Source organism: Nocardiopsis sp. NPDC101807, assembly GCF_044766605.1.
Classification (GTDB): Bacteria; Actinomycetota; Actinomycetes; order Streptosporangiales; family Streptosporangiaceae; genus Nocardiopsis; species Nocardiopsis tropica.
Genome location: NZ_JBIWMK010000003.1, coordinates 549,705 through 569,195, shown reverse-complemented (window position 1 = coordinate 569,195; position 19,491 = coordinate 549,705). Strand labels below are relative to the sequence as shown.

Here is a 19,491-nt window from a genome sequence, read left to right as displayed (position 1 = left end):
CGTGTGGGGCGCACCGCTGCCGCGACAGCGAACCGCCTCACCACGTGCCGGGCGACGTGCGGACCAGGTGTCCGCGCGGGACCCGGGACGTGTCACCGATCAGCCGAATCAAGCACCGCCCCGTGCGGTAGGAGGCCGAGCCGACCTATGTCGAGCGTTTACTGCACGCAGTGCGGTCACGCCGTTGCGGATGATGCCCGTTTCTGCTCCCACTGTGGAACCCCCGTCCGCAGGGCCGAACAGCAGGGCCCCCGACCCGGTTCGGGTGGGGACGCCGCCGGAGACGTCACGTCCACCATCTCCATCTCGGGGATACAGGCCCTGGAGGAGGAGGAGTCCGGCGACGAGCTGGGCGGTGACGACCCCGCCAACGCCGACGCCCTGCCTCCGGGCACGGCGCTGCTCGTGGTCAGGCGTGGCCCCAACGCAGGAAGCCGCTTCCTGCTGGACAGCGACGTGACCACCGCCGGACGGCACCCCAACAGTGACATCTTCCTTGACGACGTCACCGTGTCCCGACGCCACGTGGAGTTCTTCCGCCGCGGCGACGGGTTCGGCGTCCGCGACGTGGGCAGCCTCAACGGCACCTACGTCAACCGTGAGCCGGTCGACGAGGCCCAACTCGGTGGCGGGGACGAGATCCAGATCGGCAAGTTCCGCATGGTTCTGCTGACCAAGCCTCGCCGTTGAGGGGCCGCTGACCACGGACGACGGCGGCGGGCGGGCCGATGAGGTTTGCGGCCCCCCGCCGCCGGAGAGCTTTGTAACGAAGGGTGCCGATTTCGCCTTCGGGTCCTGAATCCGACGGCGGTCAGGTGACGAGCGCCCATCCGGTATGACGACGCGTGGGACGGAGCCGCTGTGAAGCACATGGAGGTTGTCGGCGTCCGGGTCGAGATGCCCTCGAACCAGCCGATAGTCCTGCTCAAGGAATCCGAGGGGGACCGCTACCTGCCGATCTGGATCGGCGGCGTGGAGGCGACCGCGATCGCGCTGGCGCAACAGGGCGTCGCGCCGGCCAGGCCGCTCACCCACGACCTGTTCAGGGACGTCCTGGACGCCCTGGACACCGGCCTCACCACGGTGAACATCACCGGTCTCAGCGACGGCATCTTCTACGCCGAGCTGGTCTTCAGCAACGGCGTGGAGGTCAGCGCCCGCCCCTCCGACTCCATCGCCCTCGCCTTACGCACGGGCGCGCCGATCTACGCCCACGAGGACGTGATCGCCGAGGCCGGGATGCCCATCCCGGACGAGCAGGAGGACCAGGTCGAGGCGTTCCGGGAGTTCCTGGACAACATCTCGCCCGAGGACTTCGGCAGGAAGGCCGAATAGACCGCTGCGGGGGTCCGTGCGGCGAGGGCCCCACCAGCGTGGGAGTAGAAGGGACACAGCTGCGACCTGCGGCTTCGTCCGACGTGCCGGTGATAGATTGGGCTGGGGGAGTGACCGTGGCGGTCAGGGCCGAAACCCGTGGAGGCGCACAGGGCGCCGCCGGGCGGGCCCCGGGGCACCGACGGCGCGCGCACTTGGCGACGCGCCGGGCCCTGTCGTTGACGCTGCCGGTCGGTAGTCCTACCGTCAGTGCAGTGGAACCCGCGGCGCACCCATCCCCTGAGTGGATATCCCCTGTCGAGGCCGCCGTGGGACGAGAAGCCGGAGGTCGGCGTGGCGGTAGCGAGCGGCAAGCGGAATCCCCATGACAGGCGGTCCGCGCTGCGGCTAGCGGGGCAGCAGGGCCTACTGTGCGAAGAGGACGTGGTGGCGCGGCCTATGGACGTCGGGTATCGGGGCCCAGCGGCGTGTACCGCCGCCGGGATCACCTACCGTCAGCTCGACTACTGGGCGAGAACCGGCCTGGTGGAGCCGAGCGTGCGCACCGGTGCCCAGAACGCCCCCCTGTACAGCCTGCCCGACATCCTGCTGCTCAAGGTGGCCAAGCGGCTGCTGGACACGGGCATATCGCTGCAGCAGATCCGGACCGCGGTGGACCACCTGCGCGGACGCCCCGCCCCCGACCTGGCCCGCATCACCCTCATGAGCGACGGCGTCAGCGTCTACGAGTGCACCTCCCCCGACGAGGTCGTGGACCTCATGCAGCGCGGCCAGGGCATGTTCGGCCTGGCACTGGCCCACGTGTGGCGTGAGCTGGAGGAGGCGCTGGGCGTGGTCCCCGACGAGGAGCGGACCGAGCTCCCCTCCGCCCCCCCGCCGGTGGACGAACTCGCCCGGCGGCGCAGGGAGCGCCGGACGGGCTGACCCCGGGGCCCCGCGGGCCTCCGCCGGCGTCGCCGCCGGGCGGGCGCCCGAAGGCCGCTCCCGTGCCGTTCCCGGCCCGGCGGTCGCGGGCCTGCGGCGCGCCGCGGCGGCCGAGGGGGAGCGGTTCCCGACCGGTCCGCCGCCGGGATCCCCGGCGCGGGGACACGGCTTGCGCGGCCGCCCTGCCGCCGACGGCGGCCACACCGGCGACCACACCGGCACGGCGCCGGCGCACGCGGACCCCGGACGGGCGGCGGACCCCTGCGAGCACCGGTGCGCGGAGGCGGACGAAACGCGTGGGCGGGCTCTGCGCCTGCGGTGATGATCGAGTACGGTCGTACTCACAACAGGGATAAAGGGTGGAATTCGCCCTGTCCCCACATGCGTACACAGCGTCAGCAGGCTGTCAATACCGCGCGGGAGAGACCCCGACAGGGGCGCCGACGGGGCAATACTCCCCAGTAACCTCTCAGGCACCACGGACCGCACGGAGGAGGCCGCTCTGAAGCCGGAGCACGACCGTGCCCGGTGACAGAGGGGGAGACCGTGAGGAACACCGCCGAGCCGACTCGGCCCTGTCACCAGGAGGTCTCCGTGCCCGACCAGCCCGTGAACACACCCGGCGCACCCGCGCGGGTGTTCGCCGACCGCCACATCGGCCCGACACCGGCCGAGACCCAGGAGATGCTCAAGGCGGTCGGCTACGGCTCCACCGCCGAGCTCATGGCGGCGGCCGTACCGGAGTCCATCCTCACCGGCCCCGGCAGCAGCGCCCCGCTCGCCCTTCCCGACGCGATCGGGGAGGCCGAGGCCTTGGCCGAACTCCGCGACCTCGCCGCGCGCAACGACGTGCGCACCTCCCTGCTCGGCCAGGGCTACTACGGGACCTTCACCCCGCCGGTCATCCTGCGCAACATCATGGAGAACCCGGCCTGGTACACGGCCTACACGCCCTACCAGCCCGAGATCTCCCAGGGCCGACTGGAGGCCCTGCTCAACTTCCAGACCATGGTCTGCGACCTGACCGGCCTGCCGGTCTCGGGCGCCTCCCTGCTGGACGAGTCCACCGCGGCGGCCGAGGCCATGACCCTGGCCCGCCGGGCCTCCAGGAGCAAGGCCGACGTCTTCGTCGTCGACGCCGACGTCTTCCCGCAGACCCTCCAGGTCCTCCGCACCCGCGCCGAACCCCTGGGCATCGAGGTCGTCGTCGCCGACCTGACGCAGGGCCTTCCCCAGGGCGACGCCTTCGGCGTCCTCGTCCAGTACCCCGGCGCCGGCGGGGCCGTGCGCGACCCGGGCGGCGTCATCGCCGCGGCCCACGAGCGCGGGGCCCTCGCGGTCGTGGCCGCCGACATCCTCGCCCTGACCCTGCTGCGCAGCCCGGGCGACCTCGGCGCCGACATCGCGGTCGGCTCCACCCAGCGCTTCGGCGTCCCGCTCGGCTTCGGGGGCCCGCACGCCGGCTACATGGCCGTCGGGGAGAAGCTGCGCCGCCAGCTGCCCGGCCGCCTGGTCGGGGTCTCGGTGGACAACGCGGGCAAGCCCGCCTACCGGCTCGCCCTCCAGACCCGGGAACAGCACATCCGCCGCGAGAAGGCCACCAGCAACATCTGCACCGCGCAGGTGCTCCTGGCCGTCATGGCGGGGATGTACGCGGTCTACCACGGCCCCGACGGCCTGCGCGCGATCGCCCGCCAGGTGCACACCCGCACCGCCGTGCTGGCCGACGCCCTCGCCGAGCGCGGTTTCGAGATCGTCCACTCCGCCTACTTCGACACCCTGCGCGTGCGCGTGCCCAGCGCGGCCCGCGTCGTGGAGACCGCGCTGGAGGCCGGCTACAACCTCCTCCCCGTCGACCAGTACACGGTCGGCGTGAGCGTGGACGAGACCACCTCCGCGGCCGACCTGGAGGCGGTGCTGGCGGCCTTCGGCGAGGCCGAGCGGGGCTCCGCACGGGGCCTCCCGGCCGTGGACCCGGACGCCGTACGCCTCCCCGCCGAGCTGGCCAGGGAGGTCGACTACCTCGAGCACCCGGTGTTCAACACCCACCGGAGCGAGACCTCCCTGCTGCGCTACATGCGCCGCCTGTCCGACCGCGACCTCGCCCTGGACCGCACGATGATCCCGCTGGGCTCGTGCACCATGAAGCTCAACTCGACCACGGAGATGGAACCCGTCACCTGGCCCGAGTTCGCGGGCCTGCACCCGTTCGCGCCGATCGACCAGGCCGCCGGGAGCATGACCGTGATCCGCGACCTGGAGGCCTGGCTGGCCGAGGTCACCGGCTACGACGCCGTGTCCCTCCAGCCCAACGCCGGGTCCCAGGGCGAGTTCGCCGGGCTCCTCGCCATCCGGGGCTACCACCGCTCGCGGGGCGAGGCCCACCGCGACGTGTGCCTCATCCCCAGTTCCGCGCACGGCACCAACGCCGCGAGCGCCGTGATGGCGGGTATGCGCGTGGCCGTCGTCGCCTGCGACGACAACGGCAACGTCGACCTGGACGACCTGCGCGCCAAGACCGCCGCGCACGCGGACGACCTGGCCGCGATCATGGTCACCTACCCGTCCACGCACGGCGTGTACGAGGACACCATCACCGAGGTCTGCCGCCTGGTCCACGAGGCCGGCGGCCAGGTGTACGTCGACGGCGCCAACCTCAACGCGCTCCTCGGCTGGGCCAAGCCGGGCGAGTTCGGCGCCGACGTCAGCCACCTCAACCTGCACAAGACGTTCTGCATCCCGCACGGGGGCGGGGGCCCGGGCGTGGGGCCGGTCGCGGTCCGCTCGCACCTGGCCGGCTTCCTGCCCAACCACCCGGCCCAGTCCGAGGCGGGCCCGCACACGGGGGTGGGCCCGGTGTCGGCCGCGCCGTTCGGTTCGGCGGGCATCCTGCCCATCTCCTGGGCGTACGTGCGGATGATGGGGGAGGAGGGCCTGCGCTCGGCCACCGAGGTCGCGGTCCTGTCCGCGAACTACCTGGCCAAGCGGCTGGAGCCGTACTTCCCCGTCCTCTACACCGGTGCGGGGGGCCTGGTGGCCCACGAGTGCGTCATCGACATCCGCCCGCTCCAGAAGGCCAGCGGGATCAGCAACGAGGACGTGGCCAAGCGCCTCATGGACTACGGGTTCCACGCCCCGACGATGTCCTTCCCGGTCAACGGCACCCTCATGGTGGAGCCGACCGAGAGCGAGAACCTCGCCGAGCTGGAGCGGTTCGTGGAGGCGATGATCGCGATCCGCGCCGAGATCGACCGGGTGGCCGGCGGGGAGTGGGACGCCGAGGACAACCCCCTGCGCAACGCCCCGCACACCGCCGAGGCGGTCACGGCCGAGGAGTGGGAGCACGGCTACACCCGCGCCGAGGCCGCCTACCCGCTGCCGTCGCTGCGCACGGACAAGTACTGGCCGCCGGTCGGCCGTATCGACCAGGCCTACGGTGACCGCAACCTGGTCTGCTCCTGCCCGCCGCCGGAGGCCTTCGCGATGTAGGCGGGCGGGACGTAGGAGGGGCGCCGGTCCGCGGACCGGCGCCCCTCCGCGTGTCCGGGACGACTGCCAACCAGCAGGGAATCTACAACGTAAAGGTGTCGTATGGGCGAGGGTCCCGGCCACTGAGGGGACGAGCGGTGGACCGACATCCCCACGGGGCCGCAGCCTCCGGGCGGGAGCCGCGTTAGAGTTGCGGCGACCCGGTTCCGCGTCCCACCGCGAGACCCGCCGCCCCCATGGAAAGCGGAAGCAATGACCACGACGTCCGGACATCCCGCACGCTCTGGCCCCGCCGACCCGCCCCCGGCCGCCGACCCCCAGGACGCCGGGGAGGCCGACGCGATCTCCGCCCAGGACGCCGCCGACGTGTGCGACCAGGCCCAGGACCTCGCCGAGAACGGCCACCTCAAGCGCGCCGCCAAGCTCTACCGCAGAGCCGTCGCCGCGGACCCGCACCCGCGGCTGCTGGCCCGCGCCCTGCTGGGCCTGGCCGTGGTCGAGGACCAGCGGGGGGACCTCCCCGCGTCCCGCGAGGCCGCACGCGGGGCGGTGGCCACCGGCGACCCCCGGTACGCCCCGCGCGCCGCCTACCACCTCGGCCTGTCCCTCGAACAGGAGGGCGAGCACGTCGAGGCCGAGGGCGTCTGGCGCAGGCTCGCCGACCTGGGGGACCCCTCCTACGCCGCCGTGGCCCACTACGGGCTGGCGCGTTCGGCGGAGGACCGCGGGGACCCCGGCGCGGCCGAGGAGCACTGGGAGGCGGCCCTGAGCCTCCCGCACGGCCCCGCCCCGATCGGCCGCCTGCACGCGGCCACCGTCGTCGAGGCGGCCCGGGACCTGGCGGGCCGCCTGCTCGGGCGGGGGCTGCCGGGCGCCGCCTCCGCGGCCCTCGAACGCGGGCTCTCGGTCGCGGACGACCCCGGCCTGCGCCTGCTGAGCGCGGCGGCCCACCTCGAACACGCCATTGCCGACGTCGGCGCGATCGTCGACCCGGGCGAGGGGGAGCGGGACGCGCCCGCCCCGGAGGCGGGGACCTCGGCCTCGGCGGTGGAACTCCTCGCCGGCCTGCTCGCCCTGCGCGGGGAGCCCGACGGCGCCGAGCGGGTCTGGCGCACGGGCCTGGGGGACAGGGACCCGGAGACCGCGCACGAGGTGCGCCGTCGGCTGCGCCGGGGGTTCTCCGCACCGGAGGACGAGGGGGCGGCCCCGTGGTGGGACCCCTACCTGGAGGAGGCCGCGGCGACGGCCACCGCCCCGGCGCTGGCGGGGGAGCTGTTCGCCGTCATCACCCGGATGCACGCGCTGCTGGCGCTCCCGGTGGTGGAGGGAGAGTCGCGCGCCGACGCGCTGCGCGCCGCCATGGAGCAGGCCCTGCGCACCCCGAGCGGCCTGGTGTGGGGCGCCGACGTGCACGCCGACTTCCGGAGCCGGCTGCGGGAGGCGATGGGGGGAGAGGACGTCCTGCCCGAGGGCTGGCCCGACCTGTGACACGGAACCGCCCGGGGCTCGTCGCCTTCCGGGCGGGTGTGCGTCGGCCGGGGACCGCGCCTGCGTCGGCCCGGGGCCGGCGGCGGGCGGTGTCGCCCGCTTCCGGTGCGTGGGCGGGGCGGGTCCCTGGCCGTGGTCCCCGGTGGGCGGGGTCAGGCGGCCACGCGGGGCCGGTGCGGGGCGACGACCGCCCCGTCGGGCAGCAGTTCGCCGGTGTCGTCGAAAAGGACGACCCCGTTGCAGAGCAGGCTCCAGCCCTGTTCGGGGTGGCTGGAGACGACCCGTGCGGCTTCGCGGTCGGTGTCCTCGAAGGACGGACAGGCGGGTTGGTGGCTGCACATGGGACAGGCCTTTCGTTCCGGAAGAGCTCGTCGTTGAGCTGACGCCAACTTTAGTGGCTCACATCACATGCTTGCTCTGGTTTAGGCCCACCGTGGTGGCCCCGGTGTCGTCGTCCGCTCTCACACGGTGAGATACCCGCAGGCAGGCAATGGTTCCGGTGTGTCCGGCTCCGGCCAGAACGGTTTCAGTATCCGCCGCGCGTTCGGCGTGCCGCGGGGCGGCTGCGCATCCCCGCCCCGGCGAGCCCGCCGCGCTGGAAGGCCCGCACCAGTTCCCCGCCGAGGTTGACCCCGGCGCCCAGCGCCAGGCCCACCATGACCGCCTCCACCACGCTGAGCAGGCCGGACACCGCCGTGCCCTGGGTGATCTCGATCAGCCCCCGGTACAGGATGCTGCCGGGGAGCAGCGGCGCGATCGACGGGACCAGGTACGGCAGGACCGGGCGTCTGGTGCGCCTGGCGAGCCAGTGCCCCACGACGCCCACCGCGACGGCTCCGGCCATCGTGCCCACGACCGGCGGCACGTCCAGGAGCGAGCGCAGACCCGCGTAGATCACCCAGATCATGACGCCCAGGGCCCCGATCGTCGGGAGCATCCGGGGCGGGACCGCCAGCGAGATCGCGAACGCCATCGCGATCCCCGCCGCGCCGATCAGGACGGGGACCTCCAACGAGGTGCCCGCCGAGGGCAGGCTGTCGAGGTCGACCGGCACGCCCAGGCGGATCGCCGTGTAGGCCACGGCGCCCACCCCCGACACGATCGCGCCCAGGATGAAGAAGGTCTCCAGGAGGCGCGCCGCGGACGACACGTAGCTGCCGCTGATGCCGTCCTGGAGGCTGGACACCAGGGGCCGCCCGGGGAGCAGGGCCATGATGTTGCCGGTGATGATGGCCGCGGCCTGCAGCCCCAGGTTCAGCGTGGTGCTCACCCAGAGCAGGGCCACGCCGATGGTCGCCGCGACCACCGCCGCCGCGGCCATCTGGTAGAACTCGGCGACACCGCGCCGGGCCAGGAACACCGCGGTCCGGTCGCCCAGCACGGTGGCGAGGAACGCGGCGGCGGCCACGACCAGGCCGCCGCCCATCATCACACTGGCGCTGGAGGCGATCAGGCCGAACCCGAACACGATCACCCAGTTCGGGTACGGCATGCGGGCACGCCGGATCTGGGAGAGCCGCGCGGTGGCGTCCTCCAGTTCCAGCAGCCCCAGCGCGGCCTGCTGCACCAGGGTGTGCAGCTCGTTGACGCGGAAGTAGTCCAGGGAGCGCCGGCGCACGACCCGTTCGCCGGTGACGGGCGGCTGGTCGCCGCCCGGGTGGGTGGACAGGGTGATCGTGGTGAAGGTGACCGACACCTCGGACCGGGGCAGCTCGAAGGCGACCGAGAGGCTGAGCATCGACTCGCTCACGGCCTCCGTGCCCTCGCCGCTGGCCAGCATGAGCTCGCCCACGCGCAGGACCAGGTCCATGGCCCTCGCGTCGGGCAGGTTCACGGCCTCGTTGTCGTCGAGGCCGTCCGGGGTCAGTTCCCGTTCGTGTTCCGCCCGCCAGTCCCGCATCCTGCTGAGCAGGCGGTCCTCGCTCGGGGGAACCGGTCGCTCCCGCTTGCTTGGCATCCCTGTTCTCCGTTCCCTCCCCGCCTGTACCCCGTGGTGGTCGGCGCGTCGATCACAACCCCAGAGGGGACGCAGCCCGGACGTGTCGGGTTCGCCTGGAACAGGGGCGGGCGCCGGTGAGTTCGATCACCGGATCATCCTGTCAAGGCGGAATGGACTCCGACAGCGACGCGCCGGGGCCCGCGGGGCGGGTGGCCCGGTGCCGCGGTGCGCCCGGACGGCGCCGCGCCTCAGCCCTCCCCGTCGGGCCGCCCGGGCCTGACGATTCCGTGTTCGTAGGCGTGGACCACGGCCTGTACGCGGTCCCGCAGTCCCAGTTTGGTGAGGATGCTTCCCACGTGCGACTTGACGGTCGTCTCGCCCAGGACGAGGTGGGCGGCGATCTCGGCGTTGGACCAGCCGCGCGCCACCAGCCGCAGGACCTCGTGCTCGCGGGCGGTCAGGGTCGTGGCCGGGGCCTCGTCCTCGGTCGCGGGGGGCAGCAGCGGCGTGAAGCGGTCCAGGAGGCGGCGCAGGACCGGGGGGGCCACGACCGCGGCGCCGCTCGCGACCACCTCCACGGCGGTCACGAGCTCGGCGGGCGGGGAGTCCTTGAGGAGGAACCCGGTCGCGCCCGCGCGCAGGATCTCCACCACGTACTCGTCCAGGTCGAAGGTGGTCAGTGCCAGGACCCGCACGCTGTGCCCCAGGGGCTGGGCCCAGGACGTGATCAGGCGGGTGGCCTCGACCCCGTCCATGCCCGCCATGCGGATGTCCATGAGGACGACGTCGGGCAGCAGGGTCCGGGCGGCCCGCACCGCCTCGCGGCCGTCGGAGGCCTCCCCGACGACCGACAGGTGTGGGGCGGACTCCAGGATCATGCGGAATCCGGCGCGGACGAGGGGCTGGTCGTCGACCAGCAGCACAGAGACGGGCACAGGGCCGATTGTGCCTCATCGGGGGGCTTGTCCGGTCCCCGCCGTCCGGGGCGCGGGCGGGGGCGCGGCCGGCGGGGACGGGCCGCGGCCGGTCAGGCGGTGGGCAGCGGCGGCGGGGTGCCGCCGAACTCGGGGCACAGGGCCCGGTGCTCGCACCAGCCGCACAGCTTGCTCTTGCGGGGCGCCCACACGCCGGTCCGCCCGGCCTCCTCGATCCGGGCCCAGATGCCGGAGATCTCCTCCTCGGCGGCCCGGAGCTCGTCCTCGGTCGGGTCGTACCAGCGCACGGCCCCGTCGCCGCCGAGGTAGACGAGCTGGAGGCGGGTGGGGACGACGCCGAGGTCGCGCCAGATCATCACGGCGTAGAAGAAGATCTGGAAGCGGGCCTTGTCCTCGAACCGCGGGTGCGGGGACTTGCCGGTCTTGTAGTCCACGATCCGGATCTGTCCGGTCGGGGTGACGTCGAGGCGGTCGACGTAGCCGCGCAGTTTGAGCCCGGTGGGCAGGGCCACGTCCAGGCGCATCTCGCGGTCGCGGGGCTCCAGGGCCGTCGGGTTCTCCAGGTCGAAGTACCGGCGCACCAGGTCGCGGGCGGACTCCAGCCAGGTGTCGCGCTCCCCCTCGTCGGCGAAGAGCTCCTCGACCTCGGGCTTCTTCTCGCGCATCGCGGTCCACTGCGGGTCGACGAGGGCGACGGCGTTGTGCGGGGTGCGCGACTCCGCGGGGAGCTCGTAGAGGCGTTCGAGGCAGGCGTGGACCAGGGTGCCGCGCAGCGCCGCCGCGCTGGGAGCCTCGGGGAGCCGGTCGATGGTGCGGAACCGGAACAGCAGGGGGCACTGGAGGAAGTCGGAGGCACGCGAGGGCGAGAGGGCGGACGGAAGGGGCGCGGTGGTCATGGGACGAGCCTATGAGAAGGCCGCGACAGGCCGGGCGCGGTGGCCCCGTACCCTGGGGACGTGACCACCGGTAGTGAGCCCTCCGCGCCCAGAACCCGCGACCGCGCCAAGAGCAAGGGGCTGCTCCTGGGCCGCCCCTTCGGCATCCCCGTGTACGTGACGCCGTCGTGGTTGATCGTGGCGGTGCTGATCACCCTCGTCTACGGGGGGATCGTCGAGGGACGGCTCGCGCTGGGGCCCGCCTCGTACCTGTTGGCGTTCGTCTTCGCGGTCCTGCTGTACGCCTCGGTCCTGGTGCACGAGCTCGCGCACTCGGTGGTGGCGCGCATGTACGGGCTGCCGGTGCGGCGGATCGTGCTGTACGTGCTGGGCGGGGTCTCCGAGATCGAGCGGGAGGCGCCCACGCCGGGGCGGGAGTTCTGGATCGCGTTCTCGGGTCCGCTGTTCTCCCTGCTCCTGGCCGCGGGCGCCTTCGGCCTGTACCAGTTCGCCGACCCGTTCAGCGTGGTGGGCGAGCTGCTGTTCCAGCTGTGGATCGCCAACTTCCTGGTGGGCGTGTTCAACCTGCTGCCCGGGCTGCCCCTGGACGGCGGCCGGCTGCTGCGCGCCGGGGTGTGGAAGGCGACCGGCAGGCAGGTCGCGGGGAGCGTGGCGGCGGCCTGGGGCGGCCGGGGTCTCGCCCTGGTCGTGGTGGCGGTCCCGTTCGTCCTGGCGTGGTCGTCCGGCGGGCCCTTGAGCCCGTGGGCGGTGGTTTGGGGCCTGCTCCTGGGCGGGTTCATGTGGATGGGCGCCACCGACGCCCTGCGGGCGGCCCGGGTGCGCGAGCGGGTGCCCGGACTGAGCGCGCGCGACCTGGCCCGTCCGGCGGTGCTGGTGCTGTCCGACACCCCGCTGGCCGAGGCGCAGGGGAAGGCGCGAGGGGCGGGGGTCGTGGAGATCGTCGTGACCGACGCCGACGGCACCCCGACGTCGATCGTGCACCCGGCCTCGGCCGCGGCGATCGCGGAGGGGCGCCGGGGCCGGGTGCCGGTGTCGAGCGTGGCGCGGGCGGTGACGGGCTCCTCCCTGGTTCCGGTGGACCTGAGGGGCGAGGAGCTGCTCGACGCGCTGACCGGGCACCAGCTGCCGGAGTACCTGGTGGTGGACGAGGCGGGCGGCGGGGTGGTCGGCGTGCTGCGCGCCGCCGACGTCAACGCGGCGATGTCCGGCCGGGCCTGACGCGCCGGACGGGGGGGGGGGGGGGGGGGGGCCCCCCCCCCCCCGCCGCTGTGCGCTCCCCGGGGGCCCGGCCCCCGGCGGCTCCGATGCGGATCACGGGTACTCCCCGTCCTCGCCCGCCTAGCCCGGGGCCGCGATACCGGTCACGAGCGAGGTGAGCCGGCGGTCCAGGTCGTCGACGCATCCGGCCCGAGGCCCCCGGTACCCGCGCCTGAACCTCCGCACCCGTCCGATCACCCGCTCGGAGTCGAAGCGCATCCCCGTGGCGAGCGCCTCCCGCGCCAGGCGGAACGCCTCGTCCACGTCGCCCGCCTCCGCGTGTGCCGAGGCCAGCTCCACCTGGAGGACCGCCGCCTGCTTGTCGTTGGCGGCCTTCTGGGCGAGGGCTTCCGAGAAGGCCGCGCGGGCCTCGTTCGGGCTCCGCAGGCGCACCCCGACCAGGGCCCGGTAGCCGGCGACCTTGGCCTGGTCGAAGGCGAACACCCACGGCCAGGGCGGGTCGGTGTTGGTCGTGCGGGCGGCCTCCTTCTCCGCCCTGCCGATGGCGCGGGAGGCGGCGGGGCCGTCGCCGGTGCCCGCGTGGGCGAGGGCGCCCACGCAGGCGAGCCAGGCGCGGGCAGTGGGGTGCGCGGAGGGGCCCAGGACGTGCTCGGCCTCCCGCACCAGCCCCAGGCCCAGTTCGGGGTCCTCCGCCGTGTCGATCTCGAAGGCGGCGAGTGACCCCAGCATGTACACGTCGAGCAGGCGCATCCCGGCCTGGCGGGCGCGGACGACCGCCGTGCGGTAGTGGGTCCGGGCCGAGCCCATGTCGCCCAGGTCGGCGTGGAGCCAGGCGGCGAACCCGGCGGCCTCGCTGGCCGCCGCGCTGAGCGCCGGGTGGAAGGGCGTCCCGCGCGAGTTCGCGAGCATCTGCTCGGCCAGCTGCACATGCGTCACGGCGCTGGGCAGCAGGTGGCGGGCGGGGGCGGAGGCGTCCATGCGGCGCTGGCCGCCGGTGATGGAGCGCAGCGCGGACGCGGTGGTCTCGTCGACCTGGTGGGGCGTCTGCGGCGGCGGGGGAGCGGCGGGGGCGGCGGTGAGAAGGGCCCCGGCGGCGACCGCCTTCCCGAACTCGCGTCGTCTCGTCGTGTCCACCTCCTTCTGGGCGGGTCCGCCCGGTGGCGGGGAGCCTCCGAAGCGGAGCAGGTGCAGCGGGACGTCCAGGCGCCGGGCGAGGTCCTGGACCTGGCCGACCGTCAGGGCCTGCTGTCCGTTGACCACTCGGGAGACCCAGCTCTGGGAGTAGGCGACCGCGCGGGCGAGGTCCCCCTGGGACCATCCGCGCGCGGTGCGCACGCCTTCGAGAACTGTGGCCATGTCGCAGGTCGCCAGCGCGTTCGCCATGCGGGGCCGCGACCACAGGTCCGGTGGCAGAACACCGTCGGGTTGGGGCATGAGCTTAGATTAGGGATTCCGGCCGCCCTGGGTGGCTATGTGTGAAAAAGAAGGTGCGATGCGTGATCCGCATAGGGACGCCCCGTACCGGGGCCGATGCGGGAGAGTGCAAGAGTCGTTGGTCCCGGTAGGCATCCGGGAGGGAAGGGAGGCACCCCGTGACCGTGGAGACCCCGCCGACGGGAAGCCCGAGTCTGCGGTGGGAGCCCGCCGCGGCTGATGCGGCCGACCGCGGGGACCCCGCCGGTCTGGCCCTGCGGGGCCTGGCCGCCGAACTGCGCTCACGCGGGGTGGAGGTCCGCGAGGACGGGGCCTCCGGGGCGGTCGACGCCGGGCCCAGCGCCCGGCCCCAGCGCGCCCTGCTCAGACCGCACCGGGGCGACCTCTGGTGGTGGATGCGCTGGCCGGCCCAGGTGGACGTGCATCCCGCCCTGTCGGGGGTCCCCATCTCCCCCGTCACCCGGACCTCCGACGCCGCCAGGCGGATCGTGGGCGCCCTGTCCATGACCGTCGGCGACGCCTGAACCGGCGCGGTCCCCCTCCGCGCCCCCACGGGTGTGGGCCCTGCCCACGCCCGGGAGGCGGGCGGGGCCGGGCTTCCCCGAAACCCGGTCCCCCTCCGCGCGGGGCCCGGCCCCGCCCGCCTGCCCGTCCTGCCCCCCGTGCGCGGGCCGTCCGCCGCCCGGCCCCCTCCGTCCCGGTGCCCGGCGGGCGGCCCGCGCCTTACCTCCGGCGCGCCCGGTCCGTCCGCGCCGTCCCGGCCCCCAGGCGTACGGCGCGGCCGTCCGCCGCGCGGAACGCCCCCGGGGTGGTCCCGTAGCAGCGGGAGAACCACCGCGTCAGGTGGCCCTGGTCGGCGAAGCCCGCCCCGGCGGCGGCCTCGGCCAGGGGGACCCCCGCCCCGATCAGGGCACGGGCCCTGCGCAGCCGCAGCTGCCGCTGGTAGTCGCTGGGGGCCATCCCGCGCACCGCCCGGAACGCCCGGTAGACGGCGAAACGGCTGCGCCCCACGGCGGAGGCCAGCTCATCGGCCCCTACGTTCTCGGCCGCCCTCTCCCGCAGGACGTCGGCGGCACGCGAGGCCACCGCCGCCGCGTCCCGTTCCGGGACCGCCGCCACCCGGGGGGCGGCCGTGGCCCCGTGCCGCGCCATCGCCACGACCGCGCGTTGCAGGGCCTCGTCCGCGGCCGGCCTCGGCGCCCCTTCCGACAGAGCCGTGTGCAGCCCCCGCAGTGCTCCGGCCAGACCGGGGGCGCGCACCACCGGGTCGGGGAACAACGGCAGCGCGGCACACCCCCCGGCCGCGTCGGCGAGCACCTCGCGCACCAGTTCCGGGCCGATGTGGACGATGCGACGACGACAACCGGGCGGCCGTGCTCGGGGTGGCCGCCGAGGACCTGGCCCTGGCGGGGGTGGCGGTCCACGGGCCCAGGGACGACGTCGACAAGGTGCTCAAGGGGCTGCGCCCGCACCCCTGAGGGGCCCGGTGCGGGAGCCGCCCGGCCCCCACGGGGGAGGCAGCGGGCCGCCGTCCGGCGGGGGCCGGACGGCGGCCGGGCTCAGACCGTCCCGGGCTCGGCCGCCGCCAGCGCGGCGCCGACGATCCCGGCGGTGTTGCGCAGGGACGCGGGGACGATGGGGGTGCGGATGTCCACCAGGGGGAGGAACTTCTCCGACTTGCGGCTCACCCCGCCGCCGACCACGATCAGGTCCGGCCAGAGCAGGTCCTCGACCACCCGGTAGTAGCGGTGCAGGCGCTGGGTCGCCCACTCCTGGTAGGAGAGGTCCTCGCGCTCCTTGGCGCCGGAGGAGGCCCGCGTCTCCGCGTCGTGCCCGTCGATCTCCAGGTGCCCGAACTCGGTGTTGGGCACGAGTTTGCCGTCCACCACCAGGGCGGAGCCGATGCCGGTGCCCAGGGTGGTCATCAGCACCACGCCCGGCACCCCCTTGGCGGCGCCGTAGCGGCTCTCCGCGACCGCCGCTGCGTCGGCGTCGTTGAGGACACGCACGGGTCGGCCGGTCGCCTCGGTGAACAGGGTCCGCGCGTCGGTGCCCACCCAGCTCTTGGGCAGGTTGGCGGAGGTGCGCACGACCCCGCCCTGCACCACTCCGGGGAAGGTGATGCCCAGCGGCGCCTGCGAGACCTCGGGGAAGTGCGCGGCGATCTTGCCGACGATCTCCGCGATCGCCGCGGGGTCGGCGTGGCGGGGCGTGAGGACCTTCATCCGCTCACGGAGGAACTCCCCGGCGACCAGGTCGACAGGGGCGCCCTTGATGCCGCTGCCCCCGATGTCGATCCCCAGTGCCGTATTCGGCTGTGACATGGGTCGTCGCCTCCCGTGTTCCTCGTGTGGTGGATGGGCGCCGTCGCGGTCCCGCGGTGTCGATACTGCCCCGGAGGACGGGTGTTCGCACGTTCGGCCCCGCCGGGAGCCGCCCGTTTCCGGACTTGTGCCCGGACCACTACGACCGTCCGTAGTCGGTTCGGGCCGACTCCGGCCGTTCGCCACGGTATCGGGGGGCCGATACCCTGGGCGACTGCCCTGACTCAACCAATTGCGACGTGGGAAGACGAGAGCGACGTTGACCGGTATCCATGGCCGCCGCGGCCCCTTCACCGACGGCGACACCGTGCAGTTGACCGACCCCAAGGGTCGCATGCACACGATCACCCTGCGCGAAGGCAGCGCCTTCCACTCCCACAAGGGCAAGGTCGAACACGACGACCTCATCGGACAGCCCGAGGGCAGCGTGGTCCGCTCCAACACCGGCACGGCCTACGTGGCGCTGCGCCCGCTGCTGATCGACTACACGCTGTCGATGAAGCGCGGGGCGACCATCGTCTACCCCAAGGACGCCGCCCAGGTCCTGGTCGAGGCGGACATCTTCCCGGGGGCGCGGGTGGTCGAGGCGGGCGCCGGATCGGGCGCCATGTCCAACTGGCTGCTGCGCGCCGTCGGCGAGAACGGCATGGTGCACTCCTACGAGCGCCGCGCCGACTTCGCCGAGATCGCCCGCAAGAACGTCGAGAAGTTCTACGGCGGCCCGCACCCGGCGTGGAAGCTCACCGTCGGCGACCTGGTGGAGGAGCTCGACGAGACCGACGTGGACCGGGTCTTCCTCGACATGCTCGCCCCCTGGGAGTGCCTGGACGCGGTCGCCGGGGCGCTGATCCCCGGCGGGCTGCTCTGCTGCTACGTGGCCACCACCACGCAGCTGTCGCGCGTGGTCGAGGGGCTGCGCGAGGACGACCGCTTCTACGAGCCGCGCTCGTGGGAGACCATGCTCCGCACCTGGCACGTGGAGGGGCTGGCGGTGCGCCCGGACCACCGCATGATCGGGCACACCGGGTTCCTGGTGGTGGCCCGCCGCCTGGCCGACGGGGCCGAGGCCCCCGAGCGCCGCCGCCGGCCGGCCAAGGGCGCCTACGGCAAGGACTTCACCGCGGCCCGCGAGCAGGACGGCCGCGGCCCGGCGCAGACGGATCCCGGGACGGCGCCCGCCGTGGGCGGGAACGCCACCGCCGGGGCCCCGCAGGCCCCGGAGACCCCCGACGCGGGCCCGGAGCAGCCGGGCGCCGCCGGGGAGTAGCGGCAGCGCCCGCCGCGCCCCTGCGTCCCACCGCGCCGCGCGAGGCCCGTCCGGAACTCCCGGGCGGGCCTCGCGCGTGTCCGGACCCGTGTCACGGAGGGTCCGGCCGCAGGGGGCGCGGCCGCGGCCCCGCGCGCGTGCCCGGCCCCGATCGGGGCCCGGGAGGCTGCCTTCCTTGCCCCGTCCCGGCACGGAGGTTACTTTCTGATTACGTCGGGTCATCCGCTATCACTGTGACCTGGGGTAACGCAAGAGATCAAAATGAGGCCTACGACACTCCCCGCAGCAGACAGGTTAGGAAATGGGCAGGGGTAGGTAGGCTCCGAGTAGTCATACTTCTCCTAGGGAGGTGGCGGACGTGGCCGAGCGCGACGACGAGCGTCAGAGCGACCGGGACCGTGAAGTCGCTGAACTCACGGCTCAGGTCTCCTACATGGAAAAGGAACTCAGCGTGGTTCGGCGCAAGCTCGCCGACTCGCCCCGACATGTACGCCTGCTGGAGGAGCGGTTGCGGGAGGCCCAGGCCAACCTCGCCGCTGCCAACGGCCAGAACGAACGGATCGTCTCCACGCTGAAGGAGGCGCGCGAGCAGATCGTGGCGCTGAAGGAGGAGGTCGACCGGCTGGCGCAGCCGCCGTCCGGATTCGGCGTCTACCTCGGTTCACGTGACGACGAGACCGTCGAGATCTTCACCAACGGCCGCAAGATGCGCGTCAACGTCAGTCCCTCGGTGGACCTCGAGAGCCTGCGCCCCGGCCAGGAGGTCATGCTCAACGAGGCCTTCAACGTCGTCGAGGTCGAGTCCTTCGAGACCGTCGGCGAGGTCGTCATGCTCAAGGAGATCCTCGAGGACGGCGAACGCGCCCTGGTGATCTCCCACCACGACGAGGAGCGGATCGTCCGCCTGGCCGAACCGCTGCGCGACGAGCCGATCCGGCCCGGCGACTCCCTGCTGCTGGAGCCGCGCTCGGGCTACGTGTACGAGCGGATCCCGAAGTCGGAGGTCGAGGAGCTCATCCTCGAAGAGGTCCCCGACATCGCCTACACCGACATCGGCGGCCTCTCCGGGCAGATCGAGATGATCCGCGACGCGGTCGAGCTGCCCTACCTCTACAAGGAGCTGTTCCACGAGCACAAGCTGCGCCCGCCCAAGGGCGTCCTCCTCTACGGCCCTCCCGGCTGCGGCAAGACGCTCATCGCCAAGGCGGTCGCCAACTCGCTGGCCAAACAGGTCGCCGAGCGCACCGGCCGCGACGTCGGCAAGAGCTTCTTCCTCAACATCAAGGGCCCGGAGCTGCTGAACAAGTACGTGGGCGAGACCGAGCGGCACATCCGCCTGGTCTTCCAACGTGCCCGTGAGAAAGCCTCCGAGGGCACCCCCGTCATCGTCTTCTTCGACGAGATGGACTCGATCTTCCGGACCCGCGGATCGGGTGTGTCCTCCGACGTGGAGAACACGATCGTCCCGCAGCTCCTCAGCGAGATCGACGGCGTCGAGGGCCTGGAGAACGTCATCGTCATCGGCGCCTCCAACCGCGAGGACATGATCGACCCGGCGATCCTGCGGCCCGGCCGCCTGGACGTCAAGATCAAGATCGAGCGGCCCGACGCCGAGGCGGCCCGCGACATCTTCGGCAAGTACATCACCGAGGACCTGCCGCTGCACGAGGAGGACCTCGTCGAGCACGGCGGATCGACCAGGGCCACGGTGGACGCCATGATCCAGCGGGTCGTGGAGCGGATGTACACCGAGGGCGAGGAGAACCGCTTCCTGGAGGTCACCTACGCCAACGGTGACAAGGAGGTCCTGTACTTCAAGGACTTCAACTCCGGCGCGATGATCGAGAACATCGTCTCCAGGGCCAAGAAGATGGCCATCAAGGACTTCATCGACCAGCAGTCCCGGGGCATCAGGGTGTCGCACCTGCTGCAGGCCTGCGTCGACGAGTTCAGCGAGAACGAGGACCTGCCCAACACCACCAACCCCGACGACTGGGCGCGGATCTCCGGCAAGAAGGGCGAGCGCATCGTCTACATCCGGACCCTCGTGACCGGCAAGAAGGGCGCGGACGCGGGCCGCTCCATCGACACCGTCGCCAACACGGGCCAGTACCTGTAACGACGCGCTCCGAGAGCGCCGTGAGGGGCCGACCGGATGTTCCGGTCGGCCCCTTCTCGTGCCGGTTGTCTCCGGGCCCCGTGATGGCGGGGTGAGGGCACAGCCCTGGGGTCCGGAGGAGCC

The 19,491-nt window shown here is 73.3% G+C and carries 17 protein-coding genes and 1 riboswitch; of the genes, 10 read left to right on the top strand and 7 right to left on the bottom strand.

Annotation, left to right across the window (positions count from 1 at the left end):
• Positions 1–147 precede the first annotated feature (147 nt).
• From ACIRPH_RS11885 to ACIRPH_RS11865, 5 genes are all read left to right on the top strand, one after another.
• Positions 148–690, top strand: coding sequence for an FHA domain-containing protein (locus tag ACIRPH_RS11885; protein WP_267945351.1), 543 nt, complete (start codon positions 148–150; stop codon positions 688–690).
• Positions 691–861: 171 nt separating this feature from the next.
• Complete coding sequence (locus tag ACIRPH_RS11880) at positions 862–1,335, top strand: bifunctional nuclease family protein (protein WP_267945350.1); 474 nt, start codon at positions 862–864, stop codon at positions 1,333–1,335.
• Positions 1,336–1,773: 438 nt separating this feature from the next.
• On the top strand, positions 1,774–2,259 hold the full coding sequence (locus ACIRPH_RS11875; protein ID WP_402912824.1) for a MerR family transcriptional regulator: 486 nt from the start codon (positions 1,774–1,776) through the stop codon (positions 2,257–2,259).
• Between the two features lie 407 nt (positions 2,260–2,666).
• Positions 2,667–2,755, top strand: a riboswitch (glycine riboswitch).
• A 98-nt stretch (positions 2,756–2,853) separates the two neighbouring features.
• Positions 2,854–5,748 carry an aminomethyl-transferring glycine dehydrogenase gene (gcvP, locus tag ACIRPH_RS11870; RefSeq protein ID WP_402912822.1) on the top strand — a complete coding sequence of 965 codons (2,895 nt, stop codon included), beginning with the start codon at positions 2,854–2,856 and terminating at the stop codon, positions 5,746–5,748.
• A gap of 252 nt (positions 5,749–6,000) precedes the next feature.
• Positions 6,001–7,236 (top strand): tetratricopeptide repeat protein, encoded by a 1,236-nt coding sequence (locus ACIRPH_RS11865; protein ID WP_402912819.1) that lies wholly within the window; start codon positions 6,001–6,003, stop codon positions 7,234–7,236.
• Between the two features lie 152 nt (positions 7,237–7,388).
• On the opposite strand, the gene ACIRPH_RS11860 is transcribed toward ACIRPH_RS11865, so the two are convergent.
• From ACIRPH_RS11860 to ACIRPH_RS11845, 4 genes are all read right to left on the bottom strand, one after another.
• Positions 7,389–7,577 (bottom strand): DUF5999 family protein, encoded by a 189-nt coding sequence (locus ACIRPH_RS11860; protein ID WP_267945346.1) that lies wholly within the window; start codon positions 7,575–7,577, stop codon positions 7,389–7,391.
• A 185-nt stretch (positions 7,578–7,762) separates the two neighbouring features.
• Positions 7,763–9,193, bottom strand: coding sequence for a threonine/serine exporter ThrE family protein (locus tag ACIRPH_RS11855; protein ID WP_402912816.1), 1,431 nt, complete (start codon positions 9,191–9,193; stop codon positions 7,763–7,765).
• A gap of 230 nt (positions 9,194–9,423) precedes the next feature.
• Positions 9,424–10,110, bottom strand: coding sequence for a response regulator (locus tag ACIRPH_RS11850; protein WP_402912814.1), 687 nt, complete (start codon positions 10,108–10,110; stop codon positions 9,424–9,426).
• Positions 10,111–10,202: 92 nt separating this feature from the next.
• A complete protein-coding gene (locus tag ACIRPH_RS11845; protein WP_402912811.1) occupies positions 10,203–11,006 on the bottom strand; it encodes a RecB family exonuclease in 804 nt (267 codons plus the stop codon).
• Positions 11,007–11,126: 120 nt separating this feature from the next.
• Here ACIRPH_RS11845 and ACIRPH_RS11840 point away from each other — a divergent pair, with 120 nt between their 5' ends.
• On the top strand, positions 11,127–12,224 hold the full coding sequence (locus ACIRPH_RS11840) for a site-2 protease family protein (RefSeq protein ID WP_402913311.1): 1,098 nt from the start codon (positions 11,127–11,129) through the stop codon (positions 12,222–12,224).
• Positions 12,225–12,344: 120 nt separating this feature from the next.
• Here the strand turns inward: ACIRPH_RS11840 and ACIRPH_RS11835 are convergent, their stop codons facing one another.
• Positions 12,345–13,607 carry a multiprotein-bridging factor 1 family protein gene (locus tag ACIRPH_RS11835; protein WP_402913308.1) on the bottom strand — a complete coding sequence of 421 codons (1,263 nt, stop codon included), beginning with the start codon at positions 13,605–13,607 and terminating at the stop codon, positions 12,345–12,347.
• Between the two features lie 209 nt (positions 13,608–13,816).
• Here ACIRPH_RS11835 and ACIRPH_RS11830 point away from each other — a divergent pair, with 209 nt between their 5' ends.
• A complete protein-coding gene (locus ACIRPH_RS11830) occupies positions 13,817–14,182 on the top strand; it encodes a hypothetical protein (RefSeq protein WP_402912809.1) in 366 nt (121 codons plus the stop codon).
• Positions 14,183–14,381: 199 nt separating this feature from the next.
• Here ACIRPH_RS11830 and ACIRPH_RS11825 read toward each other — a convergent pair whose 3' ends face one another.
• The gene (locus ACIRPH_RS11825; protein ID WP_402912806.1) at positions 14,382–14,984 is read right to left on the bottom strand and encodes a helix-turn-helix domain-containing protein; all 603 of its coding nucleotides are present in this window, start codon (positions 14,982–14,984) and stop codon (positions 14,382–14,384) included.
• Between the two features lie 47 nt (positions 14,985–15,031).
• Between ACIRPH_RS11825 and ACIRPH_RS11820 the strand changes: the two genes are divergently transcribed.
• A complete protein-coding gene (locus tag ACIRPH_RS11820) occupies positions 15,032–15,136 on the top strand; it encodes a DUF2000 family protein (RefSeq protein WP_402912804.1) in 105 nt (34 codons plus the stop codon).
• An 81-nt stretch (positions 15,137–15,217) separates the two neighbouring features.
• Here ACIRPH_RS11820 and ppgK read toward each other — a convergent pair whose 3' ends face one another.
• Complete coding sequence (gene ppgK, locus ACIRPH_RS11815) at positions 15,218–15,982, bottom strand: polyphosphate--glucose phosphotransferase (RefSeq protein ID WP_402912802.1); 765 nt, start codon at positions 15,980–15,982, stop codon at positions 15,218–15,220.
• Positions 15,983–16,241: 259 nt separating this feature from the next.
• Between ppgK and ACIRPH_RS11810 the strand changes: the two genes are divergently transcribed.
• Both ACIRPH_RS11810 and arc read left to right on the top strand, forming a co-directional pair.
• Positions 16,242–17,249, top strand: a complete 1,008-nt coding sequence (locus ACIRPH_RS11810) for a tRNA (adenine-N1)-methyltransferase (protein WP_402912799.1) — start codon at positions 16,242–16,244, stop codon at positions 17,247–17,249.
• Positions 17,250–17,598: 349 nt separating this feature from the next.
• On the top strand, positions 17,599–19,368 hold the full coding sequence (gene arc / locus ACIRPH_RS11805) for a proteasome ATPase (protein ID WP_402912797.1): 1,770 nt from the start codon (positions 17,599–17,601) through the stop codon (positions 19,366–19,368).
• Positions 19,369–19,491 lie beyond the last annotated feature (123 nt).